11 protein-coding genes are annotated in these 14053 nt (G+C 44.1%); 4 read left to right on the forward strand and 7 right to left on the reverse strand.

Features of this window, described 5'->3' with window-relative positions; translation table 11 throughout:
- Positions 1 to 62 precede the first annotated feature (62 nt).
- Together tkt and serS are read right to left on the reverse strand one after the other, a co-directional pair.
- A complete protein-coding gene (gene tkt / locus AAJP47_RS01835) occupies positions 63 to 2060 on the reverse strand; it encodes a transketolase (RefSeq protein WP_346716200.1) in 1998 nt (665 codons plus the stop codon).
- Between the two features lie 290 nt (positions 2061 to 2350).
- The gene (serS, locus tag AAJP47_RS01840; protein WP_346716201.1) at positions 2351 to 3637 is read right to left on the reverse strand and encodes a serine--tRNA ligase; all 1287 of its coding nucleotides are present in this window, start codon (positions 3635 to 3637) and stop codon (positions 2351 to 2353) included.
- A 503-nt stretch (positions 3638 to 4140) separates the two neighbouring features.
- On the opposite strand from serS, the gene AAJP47_RS01845 reads away from it, so the two are divergent.
- Positions 4141 to 4800, forward strand: a complete 660-nt coding sequence (locus tag AAJP47_RS01845; protein WP_346716202.1) for a YcxB family protein — start codon at positions 4141 to 4143, stop codon at positions 4798 to 4800.
- A gap of 318 nt (positions 4801 to 5118) precedes the next feature.
- Complete coding sequence (locus AAJP47_RS01850) at positions 5119 to 5604, forward strand: Dps family protein (protein WP_346716203.1); 486 nt, start codon at positions 5119 to 5121, stop codon at positions 5602 to 5604.
- A 150-nt stretch (positions 5605 to 5754) separates the two neighbouring features.
- Here AAJP47_RS01850 and AAJP47_RS01855 read toward each other — a convergent pair whose 3' ends face one another.
- The 3 genes from AAJP47_RS01855 to AAJP47_RS01865 form a co-directional block, all read right to left on the reverse strand.
- Positions 5755 to 6456: a DUF2057 family protein gene (locus tag AAJP47_RS01855; RefSeq protein ID WP_346716204.1), complete on the reverse strand. Its 702-nt coding sequence runs from the start codon at positions 6454 to 6456 to the stop codon at positions 5755 to 5757.
- Between the two features lie 56 nt (positions 6457 to 6512).
- Positions 6513 to 7316 (reverse strand): DnaA regulatory inactivator Hda, encoded by an 804-nt coding sequence (gene hda, locus AAJP47_RS01860; RefSeq protein WP_346716205.1) that lies wholly within the window; start codon positions 7314 to 7316, stop codon positions 6513 to 6515.
- Positions 7317 to 7660: 344 nt separating this feature from the next.
- The gene (locus AAJP47_RS01865; RefSeq protein ID WP_346716206.1) at positions 7661 to 8767 is read right to left on the reverse strand and encodes an AI-2E family transporter; all 1107 of its coding nucleotides are present in this window, start codon (positions 8765 to 8767) and stop codon (positions 7661 to 7663) included.
- Between the two features lie 341 nt (positions 8768 to 9108).
- On the opposite strand from AAJP47_RS01865, the gene purM reads away from it, so the two are divergent.
- Both purM and purN read left to right on the forward strand, forming a co-directional pair.
- On the forward strand, positions 9109 to 10170 hold the full coding sequence (gene purM / locus AAJP47_RS01870; RefSeq protein WP_346716207.1) for a phosphoribosylformylglycinamidine cyclo-ligase: 1062 nt from the start codon (positions 9109 to 9111) through the stop codon (positions 10168 to 10170).
- Positions 10170 to 10883, forward strand: a complete 714-nt coding sequence (gene purN / locus AAJP47_RS01875) for a phosphoribosylglycinamide formyltransferase (RefSeq protein ID WP_346716208.1) — start codon at positions 10170 to 10172, stop codon at positions 10881 to 10883. The genes purM and purN overlap by 1 nt, the downstream gene beginning before the upstream one ends.
- A 163-nt stretch (positions 10884 to 11046) precedes the next feature.
- On the opposite strand, the gene AAJP47_RS01880 is transcribed toward purN, so the two are convergent.
- Together AAJP47_RS01880 and AAJP47_RS01885 are read right to left on the reverse strand one after the other, a co-directional pair.
- The gene (locus AAJP47_RS01880) at positions 11047 to 12429 is read right to left on the reverse strand and encodes an NAD-dependent succinate-semialdehyde dehydrogenase (RefSeq protein WP_346716209.1); all 1383 of its coding nucleotides are present in this window, start codon (positions 12427 to 12429) and stop codon (positions 11047 to 11049) included.
- 482 nt (positions 12430 to 12911) lie between these two features.
- Positions 12912 to 13901, reverse strand: a complete 990-nt coding sequence (locus AAJP47_RS01885; protein ID WP_346716210.1) for a LysR family transcriptional regulator — start codon at positions 13899 to 13901, stop codon at positions 12912 to 12914.
- Between the last annotated feature and the right edge of the window lie 152 nt (positions 13902 to 14053).

The raw sequence follows: 14053 nt of genomic DNA on the forward strand, positions 1-14053 counted from the left end.
ATAAAAAAAGCCACCAGATTTCTCTAGTGGCGCTTTTTTAAACACTAACTAAGTCAGGTTTATTACACCAAACTATTTACTGCTTCAACCACAGCATCAGTCGTGATACCAAACTCTTTATACAGCTCATCTGCTGGCGCTGACTCACCATAAGTGGTCATGCCGATGACTTTGCCATCTAGACCGACAAACTTATACCAGTAGTCTACATGCGCGGCTTCTACTGCGACGCGAGCACGGATATTCGCTGGTAATACCGCTTCACGGTAGCTGGCCTCTTGCTCTATGAAAATCTCTGCACACGGCATAGACACCACACGGACGCCAACACCATTTTGGCTTAGTGTCTCGTGTGCTTCCATCGCAAGACCGACTTCTGAACCGGTCGCGATGATGATTGCTTGTAGCTCGCCCTGTTCTTTCGCTAGTACATAACCACCTTTAGTGATGTTTGCGACTTGCTCACTGTCACGCGCTTGATGTGGCAAGCTTTGACGGCTAAAGATCAATGCTGATGGGTTGCTTTCTGATTTGATTGCTTCAACCCAAGCACTAGCAGATTCGGTCGCATCACATGGACGCCATGTACGTAGGTTTGGCGTGGTACGTAGGCTCGTCAATTGCTCAACGGGCTGATGCGTTGGGCCATCTTCACCCAGACCGATAGAGTCATGGGTATAGACATGGATGACGCGCTGCTTCATCAATGCGCCCATACGCACAGCGTTACGCGCGTATTCCATAAACATGAGGAACGTTGCAACATAAGGGATAAAGCCGCCGTGCAATGCGATACCATTAGCAATCGCGGTCATACCGAACTCACGTACGCCGTAATAGATATAGTTGCCATCAGCGTCTTTCTCAATGCCTTTAGCGCCTTTAAATAGCGTGAGGTTTGAACCTGCTAGATCCGCTGAACCGCCCAACAATTCTGGCAGTAATGGCTGCAAGCTATTGATGGCGTTTTGACTGGCTTTACGACTGGCAACATCACCACCCGCTTCTTGCGTTTGCTGAATATACGCTTGCGCTTGGCTGGCAAAATCCGCTGGCAACTCGCCATTTAGGCGACGCAATAATTCCTCTGCAAGCTCTGGATACGCTTTTTTATAAGCTTCAAAATCGGCTTCCCAGTTCTTCTGCTGTACATCGCCTTTTGGTTTGGCATCCCACGCTTCATAGATTTCATCATCTAAGTCAAATGGCGCATGCGTCCAAGCTAAGGCATCACGAGTCAATATGATTTCGTCATCACCGAGTGGCGCACCATGGCTTGCCGCTAGACCTTGCTTGTTTGGGCTACCAGCACCAATCGTGGTTTTGCAAATAATTAGACTTGGCTTAGTCGTCTCTGCAATGGCTTGCTCAGTTGCTTGCGTGATGGCATCAGTATCATGACCATCGACTTTGATGACTTGCCAGCCATATGACTCAAAGCGCGCTTGCGTATCATCTGTAAACCAACCTTCGACATTACCATCGATTGAGATGCCGTTGTCATCATAGAAGAATACTAGCTTGCCAAGACCCAACGTACCCGCCAGTGAACAAACTTCATGACTGATACCTTCCATCAAACAACCATCGCCTAAGAACGCGTAAGTATGATGGTCAACGATATTATGACCGTCGCGATTGAACTGCGCCGCGAGTGTCTTCTCTGCAATCGCAAAACCGACCGCATTGGCAATGCCCTGTCCTAATGGCCCAGTGGTGGTTTCAACACCTGGGGTATAACCAAGCTCAGGATGACCGGGGGTTTTCGAATGCAATTGGCGAAAGCCTTTTAGATCATCAACACTAACGTCATAACCTGATAAATGTAGCAAGGAGTAGATCAGCATCGAGCCATGGCCATTTGACAAAACAAAGCGATCACGGTTGTGCCACTGCGGATCAGCAGGATTGTGCTTCAAAAACTTGCGCCATAAAACTTCGGCAATATCAGCCATACCCATCGGCGCACCCGGATGTCCGGAGTTGGCTTTTTGAACCGCGTCAAACGACAGTACACGGATGGCATTGGCTAATTTACGTTCGTTAATTGGGGTTGGCATAGCATGTCCTAATATTCGAATAAGAGGTATGGAGGATAAGAGGAGGGTTTGCTCAGAGGATAATCCATCAAAAACGCGGCGGGCGTCCTCAGTAGATAGGCTAAAAAATCAAAGTCCAATATTAACATATTTGCTATGAATCAAGGCAAAAATGCGATGATAAGACTGTTTGTATTTAACAATCACTCATATCAATTCTGCTAAACAATGAACAATCATAAAGGGTAAATAGCAAACTGCGAGTAACCTTTAACCTTGGCGACTCGCAGTGTTTACTATAAAGATATTTATTACGCTGATATACGCTCAACACCGCCCATAAACGGACGCAGCACTTCTGGAACGGTAATGCTACCATCAGCATTTTGATGATTTTCCATAACAGCAAGCAGCGTACGCCCGACCGCTAGACCTGAACCATTCAGTGTGTGCGCCAGACTGGTTTGTTTGCCATCCTTCACGCGCGTGCCCATACGTCGCGCTTGGAAATCACCACAGTTAGAGCAACTAGAGATTTCACGATACGTGTCTTGGCTTGGCAACCATACTTCGATGTCATAGGTCTTTTGCGCTGCAAAGCCCATATCGCCTGTACATAGTTGCACCACACGGTACGGTAATTCGAGCTGCTGTAGCACATATTCAGCTTGATCAGTCATGGCTTCTAGCAAGTCATCGGACTGCTCAGACGTACCAATATTGACCATTTCCACCTTTTCAAACTGATGCTGACGTATCAGACCACGCGTATCACGACCGTGTGAGCCTGCTTCACTGCGGAAACAAGGTGTATGCGCGGTGAATTTTAATGGCAGCTCCTTGATATCTAAACGCTCGCCGCGTACCAAGTTGGTCATCGGCACTTCAGCCGTTGGAATGAGATAAAAATCCATCTCATCATTATTGGTGTGATTGGTTAATTTAAACAAATCATCTTCAAACTTTGGCAGTTGCCCTGTGCCTTTTAAGCTTTCTGAATTGACAATATAAGGCACATAAGTCTCGGTATAGCCGTATTTGATAGTATGCGTATTCAACATAAACTGAATCAAGGCGCGATGCATTTGCGCCAACTGTCCTCGAAGCACACTAAAACGACTGCCTGTCAGTTTCGCTGCTGCTTCAAAGTCGAGCATGTTAAGCGTCTCGCCAATATGCGTGTGGTCTTTGATCTCAAAATCAAACGTGCGCGGTGTACCCCATTTGCGGACTTCTACGTTGTCATCTTCTGACTCACCAACGGGTACATCGGCTGCTGGAATATTGGGAATCTGTAACGCCGCTTGCGTGAGTCGCTCTTGTAAGGTGCGCAGATCGTCTTCGGCGGTCTTAATATCACCGCTCACCTTTTGCATCTCATTGAGCAGTTCGGTCGCATCTTCACCGGATTTTTTTAGCGCGCCGACCTGCTTAGCACCCGCATTACGCTGCGCTTGTAGCTCTTCGGTCTTGACTTGCAAAGACTTACGCTCGGACTCAATCGATTGCCAAAACTCCATATCAAGCGTGTAGCCACGAGTGGCCAGTTGTTGCTGTAAATCGCTTAAATCGCCGCGTAAGAGTTTCGGATCAATCATAATAGTTGCCTGTCACACTGAAGGTGAATAAGAAGTTAAAACATTAAAAAGTTAAAACATTGTTGGGATAATCATTGATCAGCTTATCGTTACCACTAAGCTTGTTAATTCAATCATTATCTTGCCGTACTGCCCTATTTTTTATCAAAACATAGGGTAGCCGCTATCATACCAAGACCCAGCAGATTTGACCATGTTTTGGTCAGATTTTGCGCGTTTTCTAAATAAGCTGTCTTCTCCCAAGGCTCTTGATTGAGAACAAATCCGTAATAACGATACAGCACGTTTTAGTCGGCCTCGTCCTCAATCTGCCTCCTTACGCTTATTAATAGCAATAATGTTCGCTCTATCGGCGATCAGAATGGCTTATCTGTTTCATTTAGGAGCACTTTTCGGTAAGATAAGCGCATACTGCTCTTCAATCTCTAGCCAAGTATCGCAGTGCTGCTGTGATTTGGCGATTTAACCCCAACGCTTTTAATATAAGTATTTGAGAAACCTTTATGGCCTTGTACCCCTATACGCTGCAACCTGTCGCCTTAAACATCACTGAGGCTGAATTTCACCAAGCACAGTACGAACTGTTTGCCAGTGCTAGCCCCTCTTTTGGTCTAAAAAGCATTAAAACCAAAGAGTGGATCATCATGGCAGTGGTTGTCGTCTTAGCGATTGCGGGACTGGTTTTTGTGACGGGCTATTCAACCATTATCTTTTGGCTCATGATAGTGGCGGCCGTGATTTATCTGCTGGTTCGCACCCTTGGCTTTAAATGGTATGTCAAAAGAGAGTTTGAAAAACAGGTGGCTGATCAAGAGATGCCAGATGAGATGCGTCAGATGAAGCTTGGCGTGCAAAAACACGGTTTGGTCATGGCAATGCCAGTCGCGCAACCTGATATGTTCAAAAGCAATCAAATGCGCGGTATGCAGATGCGAGCAAGCTCAACCCAGCAAGCGGTTATTCCGTGGAGCGCCATTAAGAGTTGGGATGAGACAGATGACTATATCTTTATGATGTTTGAGATGAAAGGTCAGCAAGGCAGCCAAATCTTACCAAAACGTTTGAAAGCACAAAAGTTCCCGATTGATACGGTACGTCAGCATTTACAAGAAGTAGTCGCTGTTAAAGGATTAAATCCTGAAAACTTAAAGCCGCCTGCTTAAAAGAAAATGGTTCTAAAAAACCAATCGCATTATTGTATTTAACGAATTTAACTTATCAATAGTAGTTTGCTATTATAACAAGCATCAAAAGAAGAGACATAAAGGGCTTTACTGATACGGGTAATTATAAGTTCAGGTCATGATAAATTACCGTCGTATCAAATTTGTCGTATTTCGTATTGCCGTATTATATTGTTAATTTTTAAGTCTAAAAGGCTTAGATATATTAACGAGTATAGTAATGCGGCATACGAGTTGCTACACTTTTATGCTTCTTAAGCTCTTTTATATCAACACTCACACTATAAGGATAATACTATGAGTAATACTAATAATGATACCAACCAAATCGGTCTAGAAAAAGCAGATATGAGCGGCGTGATTACTAAGCTCAATGGCTTGTTATCAAGCTATCATACCTTCTACATCAACGTACGTGGTTACCACTGGAATGTGAAAGGCGAGCACTTCTTTTCACTACATCCTAAATTTGAAGAATTGTATACCGAGTTGCAACTACAGATTGATGAAATTGCAGAACGTATTTTGACACTAGGTGGTACGCCGCTTCATGCTTATAGTGACTTTGCTCAGCATACAACCATCAAAGAAGACAAAAACGTCAAAGATGGCAGCACTTGTGTAAAAGGCATTGTGACTGGTTTGCAAACCTTGATCGAAGAGCAACGTAATGTATCAGCGGTCGCGCAAGAAGCAGATGACCAAGGTACAGCTGACTTAGTAGACGAGTATGTACAGCAACAAGAAAAGCATGTTTGGATGTACAACGCGTTTTTAGGCTAATAACTAGTAGGCCAAAATAAAAACGATATTACTTAAAGATGTTACTTAAAACAAAAAAGCACCTAAATAGGTGCTTTTTTTTGATTTAATTATTCTCAAAAAGTGCTGATGAAAAAGTACCAATCAAAAACGACTGATAAAAACTCTACCTTACTTCTGTGCCCATTGACGCATTTTTTCACGTTCAGCTGGTGTGGCTTGTAGCCAAAGTTGCATAAACTGATCGAGCGTATTGGTTGAAGTATCCATGCTTGTCGTTTGTCTCACAGCAGCGACTGGAGTAGTAGTGTTTTGCGGGGTCGCCATTGGACGATCTAGTGACGCAATAACTCGTTGGTTTTGTTGCCCAGCATCATCCGTTCCACCAAAAACGCCGCCTAATGCTTTGCCCAAACCTGACAGCAAGCCGCCTTGATTACCGCCCATGCCTTGTTGGCTTGCAACCACCGTATTACCTTGCTGTACCGCCAATGTTGGTTGCTTAGCATATTCTCTTGCCGCTTGATAATCTTCTGGCTGGTTTGGCATCGTCAGACGATACGTTTGATTGTCCGCCATTTCTGCGATGACACTTACGTTGCCTGAGCGTAAATAATCATGCTCATCATGACTCAGATCATACAGACGATCATATTTAGCGGTAATAGCATGGCGACCAGGCTGGAGCGTAAATTCTTTAGATAAGGGTTGAAAAATGCTCTGTTCTAATTCTTGACCATTGATGGCAGTCACTTTGATGTGATCATCGACCAATAAGGTGACATCAGCTTGTGACAACATAGGAGCGGCGGCAGCAGCAATAAGCAACGTACTGATCGTCATTTTTTTTAGCAAAGAAGCATTGGGTTTCATAAGGGGTTCCATTAGTAGTAAAAACGTTTTGAATCAAAAAGTGGGTATTCTTGATGCTAAAAATCGAGTGGCATGGTGTGTTGCTCTTGATCCGCCGTCTCGTTGTCTACTTGTGTCTCTTGCGCGATATCTGCAAGCTCTGCGGCGAGCGTTTGCTCATCAATAGTACGCAGCGCATCACTGATGACCGCTTTGGATATATTGCTACGGCCAAGGTTAGAAAACATCGGTTGAATGTAGTTCAATACTTCCATCATGGCCCCGATACGGTGCGGCCCTTCTGTCAATAAATGATTGATAATTCGATCATCAAACTGCCAACCTCGTCTGCGTAAAATAGACTGTAGCAACGCTTGACGGTCAGCCAAATCATGACCGTTCGGTACTTTAAACGCTGGCGCTTGCGCCAAGCGAGTCAATAAGTCGCGCAATTGAAACGGCAAATCACCCGCTGGCATATTTGCCGCAAACAATAACTGCCGCTGTCCTTCGCGACTGCGATTAATCAGATGAAACAGTGCTTCTTGCCACTGACTGCTCTGCTCTAGTACTTCTAAATCATCGATTGCAATCAGATCAAAGTTTTCTAAAGAAGACAGCACATGCACATCGGTATGAATCAACTCATTAAGCGACAAACAAATGGCCGATTTGTCCATCTCAATAAATGACTCACAGATAGCAGACAACAAATGGGACTTACCAGTCGCTGGACTGCCAAACAGATACAGCTGGCCTATCAGACCGACATGTAACTGCCGTACTGCATCAATAATCGACATCCAACCAGGACCGGCAAAGTCGCTTAAACTTGCATCATGCTTAATGTCCAGATTGAGACTTAGCTGCGCTTCTGCCATGAATCATCAACTCGTTTTACATCATTTAATATAGAAAAACTGATACCAGTAAAACATTATGACTGTATATACCGATTCTGTTTTGGAACAACGATAGCACCCATAGATAAGTACTTATAAATTGCCTTCTTTGCTCGCGTCTATAAGAGGTACGATTTATTAAAACGACTCTTATAGAAGACTCACTCAATGCCAACTTATCCTATCAATACTGCGCCTATATATAACATATTTGCAAAATGACTGACAAGTCTTTTACGGATTAAGGTTGTTCTATATTCACTTTCCGTTATATCAGCTCTTTGTGAACATTGAGTGACGCGGTGAATTTATTTACAGCTTCCTTACTTCTTTGGGAACAAAAGCAACTGCTTACGTCCTTTATAAAAGTCCGTTGAGCGGTAGTAAGCGTACAAATGGCGGAACAATACATTGAGCACCGCAGACACGGGCAACGCAATCAGCATACCAACAAAACCTAACAAGCTTGCCCCTGCCAATACCGCAAAAATAACCCATAGTGGTGACAACCCAATCTTATCTCCCAAAAGTAGAGGCTGTAAGACATAGCCTTCTGCCGCCTGCCCAACTAAGAACGCTCCGACAACCAACGCTAAGTATGTCCAATCCAGTCCAAACTGGAATAGACAGGCAATAATGGCAGCAATGAAACCAATACCAAAACCCAAGTAAGGCACAAAACTGGCAATACCTGCCACCATACCAATAATCAGTCCAAGCTCAAGACCGATGAGCTGTAACTGCACGGCATAAATAACCCCTAACAATACCATGACTAATAATTGACCTTTGATAAAAGCCATCAGCGCACGATCACATTCTTGAGCGATATGAATGATTCTTTCGCAATAAGGAGCAGGAAGCGCCATCTTCCACGTGTGTAGGCGTTTGTCCCAGTTAAATAAGAAATAAAAGGTCAGAATGGGCACAAGTACAATGAGTCCTGCATTGTTAATAAAGATCATACTCGACGCAATGACTTGACTCATCAAAGTGCTGGCATCTGAAAACTTATAGTTCGTTTGCATATAATCTACCAAAGTATCGGAGAACTCTTTGGACTCAAGCCTAGGCAGACGCATGGGCGTATTACTCACAAACCATTCGCGTACCACTTGATTGTACCAGCTCAGCACTTTGGGCAAATACTCCCACGCTGCTTGCAACTGATACCACAAAGTCGGGATCAACCACCAAAGTAGCAATGCCATCCCCAAAGTGATGGTAGAGTACACAATAATAATTGCCACCCAACGCTTAAGATACTTCGATAAACGTCTCACTAATGGATTGAATAAATAAGCCAGTACGAATGCCACCACAAACGGCGTAATGACTGGTAGCATCAAATATAATAAATAAATAGCGATAACCATACCAACGACAATAAATAAACGCCGAAAAAAGGGATCTATTGGTTGGTTTATCATGATAAGCAATCCTATGATTGGGCTAATTTGAAACAGCGGCGTGATTGAGTAGATCGTATATCTATTGGATGACACCCGTATAATAATGAGCCGTTGTTGACAATAAATTTAGCGTTCCATTATCGCAGAGTCCAACAATAAATCAGTCATTTTTTTGTTTCTCAACTTATTATTTACGACTGACGATCAATCCTAATGAAATATCGGCCAAATATCGCTAAGTTGCTTTGCGAGTGAGGGGTTTTTTTGGGTATAATGCGCGCACTATCTACAAAATTAACACGATCGACTCGCTTTTCTACTGACTGACCTTCATTCCCTATAAAATTTGTGAGATGACCATGAGTAATAAGCCTTCTTTAAGCTACAAAGATGCTGGCGTTGACATTGATGCTGGCGATGCGTTGGTTCAACGTATCAAATCAGTGGCAAAAGCCACCTCTCGTCCTGAGGTTGTGGGCGGACTTGGCGGCTTTGGGGCGCTTTGTCGTATTCCGACTGGTTACACCTCACCTTTATTGGTATCAGGTACAGACGGCGTCGGTACTAAGCTCAAACTGGCTTTACAGCTAAACCGTCACGACACGATCGGTATTGATTTGGTTGCCATGTGTGTAAACGATCTGTTGGTGTGCGGTGCAGAGCCATTATTCTTTTTAGACTATTACGCCACAGGCAAGCTCGATATCGATACCGCTGCCACGGTCGTAACTGGTATTGGTGAAGGTTGTAAACTGTCAAACTGTGCGCTCATCGGCGGCGAGACTGCTGAGATGCCGGGCATGTATCAAGATGAAGATTACGACTTGGCTGGGTTCTGCGTGGGTGTGGTGGAAGAGAGCGAAGTAATCACGGGCGAAAATGTCGCTGAAGGTGACGTACTGATTGCGCTTGCCTCAAGTGGCGCGCATTCTAATGGTTATTCATTGGTTCGCAAAGTTATTGAAGTGAGCGGCGTTGACGTAACCAATAGCGACGAGCAATTAGACGGTCAGCCTATTCAAGACGCCCTTATGGCCCCTACTCGCATTTATGTAAAAGCGGTTAAAGCCTTGCAAGACATTCTTGGTAGCTCAGCGTTGCATGCCATGTCTCACATCACAGGTGGTGGTCTGACCGATAACTTACCGCGCGTGCTCCCAGACCATTTGGCAGCCAGCATTGATACCAACAGCTGGCAGTTCTCTGAGCTGTTCACTTGGTTACAAACGCAAGGTAACATCGAACAAAGCGAGATGTATCGTACCTTTAACTGCGGCGTTGGTTTTGTCATTGTCGTTCCTAAAGATAAAGCTGAGAGCGCCATCAACACGTTGAATGACGCAGGTGAGAACGCTTGGCAGTTGGGCGAAATGGTCAAACGCGGCACTGATGATCAGGCGGATGCAGTGGTGTACCGTTAATGGCTGTTGATACTATATCTACTAACACCAACAATACTGCTGCTACTAGCCAGCCTTTACGAGTGGTCGTTTTGGTGTCTGGTAGCGGTAGTAATTTGCAAGTGCTGATTGATGCCATGCAAGCGGGTACGCTACCCATTGAGATCGTTGGTGTGATTAGCAATCGTGAGGACGCTTATGCGGTGACCCGTGCTCATGCCGCCGCCATTCCAGTCGCGATATTGTCGCACGTAGCGAACGGCAAGCGTATGGGTATCAAAACGTTTGAGCGCCATGCCAGTGAGCAACTGAACGCATGGCAACCAGACCTCATTGTTTTAGCGGGCTTTATGCGGGTCTTGAGTAGTGCGTTTATTGACAACGCACCAGCGCCCATGATCAACTTGCACCCCTCTTTATTGCCCGCTTATAAAGGCCTTGATACGCATCAACGCGTCTTACAAGCAGGTGAGCAGCTTCACGGCTGTAGTATCCATGTGGTGACCGCTGAGCTTGATGCTGGGACTGTGTTGACTCAAGCTGTGCTAAGCTTGACGCACAAAGATACGGCTGATGACTTACAAAAACGGGTACAGAAGCTTGAGCATCAACTGCTTCCTTGGACCGTTTTGCTATTGGCCAAAGGCGTATTATCGCTGAACAAAGCACCACTTAACGCTCAGCAAAACGCTTTTATGCCAGCGCTACCACTTAAGCTCTATATAGAAGAGTGATCTAGTCGTAAGCAAGCCAATCATTGCTCTATAGTCATAATAGTTAGTCATAAAAAAGCCCGGTCACTCAATGTTGAATGACTGGGCTTGTCTGTAACTAGGTATAAAAAGGATCAGTATAAAAACAGCATCTAACCCTCTTTATTCCCAAACTTATTAAGTATTATTGGCCTGCAAACACATGTAACGCTTTAATGTTTACAAACTCTTTAATACCGAATCCACCATGCTCACGGCCGTGACCTGAGTCTTTTACGCCGCCGAATGGCAATCCTGGGTTTGCAAGTCCATAACCATTGATGTAGACCATACCTGTATCAAACTCATCACGCGCCAAACGGATCGCTTTTTCTTCATCTTTAGAGAAGATAGCGCCGCCCAAACCGTAACGGCTGTCGTTGGCAATGCGTAATGCATCATCTTGATCTTTGGCACGAATTAGTGACGCCACTGGTCCAAACAGCTCATCATCATAAGCTGGCTGACCTTTTTCGACATTCTCTAAAATAGTGGCTGGATAGAAGCTGCCTTTCCCTTCTGGTAGCTTACCGCCAACCGCGATAGTAGCACCTTTGCTTACACTTTCTTCTACTTGCTCATGCAGTTTTTCTTGCAGATCTTTACGCGCTAATGGACCGATGTCAGAATCTTTATCCATTGGATCGCCTGCTTTTACGTTTGCAAACTTCTCAACGATGCGCTCACGGAACTCATCATATAAGCTATCAACGACGATGAAACGCTTAGCAGCCACACAAGTTTCGCCATTGTTAGTCAGACGCGCTTGAGTACAAGTTTCTACAGCAACATCCAAATCAGCATCTTCTAGAACGATAAAAGCATCGTTTGAGCCTAACTCTAGAACGACTTTTTTGATGGCTTTTGCCGCTTGTTGACCGACAATACGACCAGCGTCGTCACTACCTGTCAATGTAACACCGCGCACTTTATCATTGCCGATTAGTTCTTCTGATTGATCATGATCGATCAAAATAGTACGGAACAAATCGTTAGGCAAATCTGACTCATGGAAAATCTTTTCAATCAACAATCCAGAACCTGTCACGTTTGCTGCATGCTTAAGCAAGATACTGTTACCCGCCATTAGATTGGCGATTGTATAACGGAATACTTGATAGGCTGGGAAGTTCCAAGGCTGCATACCATAAATCACGCCAATAGGCTGATACGTTACGATGCCTTTTTTCATGTTTTCGATATCACGCTCGTCATCAGCCAATGCAGCAACGCCTTGCTGTGCAGTGTAATCACAAATACCTTTACATAAAGTGATCTCTTGCTTACTTTGGCTGTAGAGCTTACCGCGCTCTTCTGTCATCAGTTTAGACAGCTCTTCTTCGTATTTTTTCAAAGTGTCGCCGATAGACTTAATCACCTTTGCACGCTCTTCGTGACTGGTTTTGCGCCATTCTAAAAATGCTTGATGCGAGGCCTCAACAATCTTGTTGACCTCGTCATTGCTCATGTAGTTGTATTCTTTAATGTCTTCGCCCGTTGCTGGGTTTACAGTGGTAATGTCAGCCATGGTTATTATCCTTGGTTATTTTTCAGAATTATTATTGGTTTAGCGGTTAGATTATCTGTCTACGAAATATAGTAATCGAGTTTCAAACATCACTCTATAGGCGTTGACAGATAATATTATTTGTCTAGATCAAGGTTTGTTTGTCTAGCTTAGGACTATTAACTCAAGATTATCTTAACAATAGAACGTTTAATTATCTTTTTTCTTAATGTGCAAATATCATAACAAACTACTGAGCCAGTAGTTTTACAAGTTATGAAGAAGTGTGCGTAAGATGTTAAGAATGTGACGGTCTTATTAAGAATGTCTTATGACTGGACATGCTATTTTCGATAATAGTAAAACAAAAAAACCAGCTCATAGGCTGGTTTGATTGAGTTATATTCTAGGCGACTGGCATCAATCGTTAGAATAAGACATTACATATTTTAAATTATGATAGATGCCTATTTAGGGTCTTATTAAAGCAGATCAGTGTCTTACTAAAACAAATGGTTTGTCACAGGAATGTCTTGCGGCGGATTCTCTTCTTCTGCCACGACTTGACGCGCCACATGCATGATCAGTTGACGCAACCAGCGATGCGCTGGATGATGCTGCAATAGCGGTGACCACGCCATGGTTAGCTCGAACTCAGGAATAAAAAATGGCGGCTCTTCCATCATAATGCTATCGTTGTTCGCCTGCATTCGCGCCACACGGGTTGGCAATGTCGCTATCAAATCTTTATTAGCGGCAAGCATTGCTGGCATTTGATAATGACGGGTAAAGACGCTGATCTGGCGTTTTTGACCGAGACGTTGCAAGGCTTGATCGATAGAACCCAAACCCCCAGATTTTTCTGGATTGACCCCGAACCCTACGCCCATTCCAGTCTTGGATACCCATACATGCTGCGCTTTTAGGTAATTTTTTAAATTAAAACGGTTGGCATAAGGACTCTCAGCAGACAACAAACAACTAAACGTATCACGCCATACCAATACTTGGTGAAAGCTTTGAGGAATTTCATTGAAGCGATTGATTGCCAAATCCACTCGCCCCTGCTCCATATCACGATAAGACACATCTGAAGGCGTTAAAAAATCCAAAATCACATTGGGCGCTTCCGAACGTAGCGCTTTAACCAATTTAGGTACTAAGGTCGCTTCGGCATAGTCTGACGTCATAATACGAAACACGCGTGAGGTGCTATAAGGACGGAATTCAGTACGAGGTTCTAACACTTGTGTCAGATCAGCCAATATTTCACGGATACGAGGTTGCAGCTCTAAAGCACGCTCGGTCGGTGTCATCCCCTCAGAGGAACGCACTAGCAGTGGATCATTGAACAGTTTGCGCAGACGACGCAAAATATTACTCATCGCTGGTTGGGTAATGCCAAGCTGCTCTGCGGCACGAGTCACGTTCTTTTCTCGTAGCAGCACATCTAAATGTACCAATAAGTTTAAATCTACCCGCTGCAAGTTCATATATAGTTCTCTTGGTCTTTGAATAAATACCTTTATACGCTCGGTATTTTTGGTGCTGTTTCAATAATTTAGACGTTATTTTAGGAAAATACTTCTAACTTTTGCTCAAAGTCATATAGTTTTTATCAATTATAACCCAATTTTGCCAACCT

The sequence above is a fragment of the Psychrobacter halotolerans genome, assembly GCF_039680845.1.
In the GTDB taxonomy this organism is placed as follows: Bacteria; Pseudomonadota; Gammaproteobacteria; order Pseudomonadales; family Moraxellaceae; genus Psychrobacter.

Bases quoted from the DNA above. Each gene is read 5' to 3' on its own strand.
- tkt (WP_346716200.1), bottom strand. From the start codon at position 2,060: ATGCCAACCCCAATTAACGAACGTAAATTAGCCAATGCCATCCGTGTA.
- serS (WP_346716201.1), bottom strand. From the start codon at position 3,637: ATGATTGATCCGAAACTCTTACGCGGCGATTTAAGCGATTTACAGCAA.
- AAJP47_RS01845 (WP_346716202.1), top strand. From the start codon at position 4,141: ATGGCCTTGTACCCCTATACGCTGCAACCTGTCGCCTTAAACATCACT.
- AAJP47_RS01850 (WP_346716203.1), top strand. From the start codon at position 5,119: ATGAGTAATACTAATAATGATACCAACCAAATCGGTCTAGAAAAAGCA.
- AAJP47_RS01855 (WP_346716204.1), bottom strand. From the start codon at position 6,456: ATGAAACCCAATGCTTCTTTGCTAAAAAAAATGACGATCAGTACGTTG.
- hda (WP_346716205.1), bottom strand. From the start codon at position 7,316: ATGGCAGAAGCGCAGCTAAGTCTCAATCTGGACATTAAGCATGATGCA.
- AAJP47_RS01865 (WP_346716206.1), bottom strand. From the start codon at position 8,767: ATGATAAACCAACCAATAGATCCCTTTTTTCGGCGTTTATTTATTGTC.
- purM (WP_346716207.1), top strand. From the start codon at position 9,109: ATGAGTAATAAGCCTTCTTTAAGCTACAAAGATGCTGGCGTTGACATT.
- purN (WP_346716208.1), top strand. From the start codon at position 10,170: ATGGCTGTTGATACTATATCTACTAACACCAACAATACTGCTGCTACT.
- AAJP47_RS01880 (WP_346716209.1), bottom strand. From the start codon at position 12,429: ATGGCTGACATTACCACTGTAAACCCAGCAACGGGCGAAGACATTAAA.
- AAJP47_RS01885 (WP_346716210.1), bottom strand. From the start codon at position 13,901: ATGAACTTGCAGCGGGTAGATTTAAACTTATTGGTACATTTAGATGTG.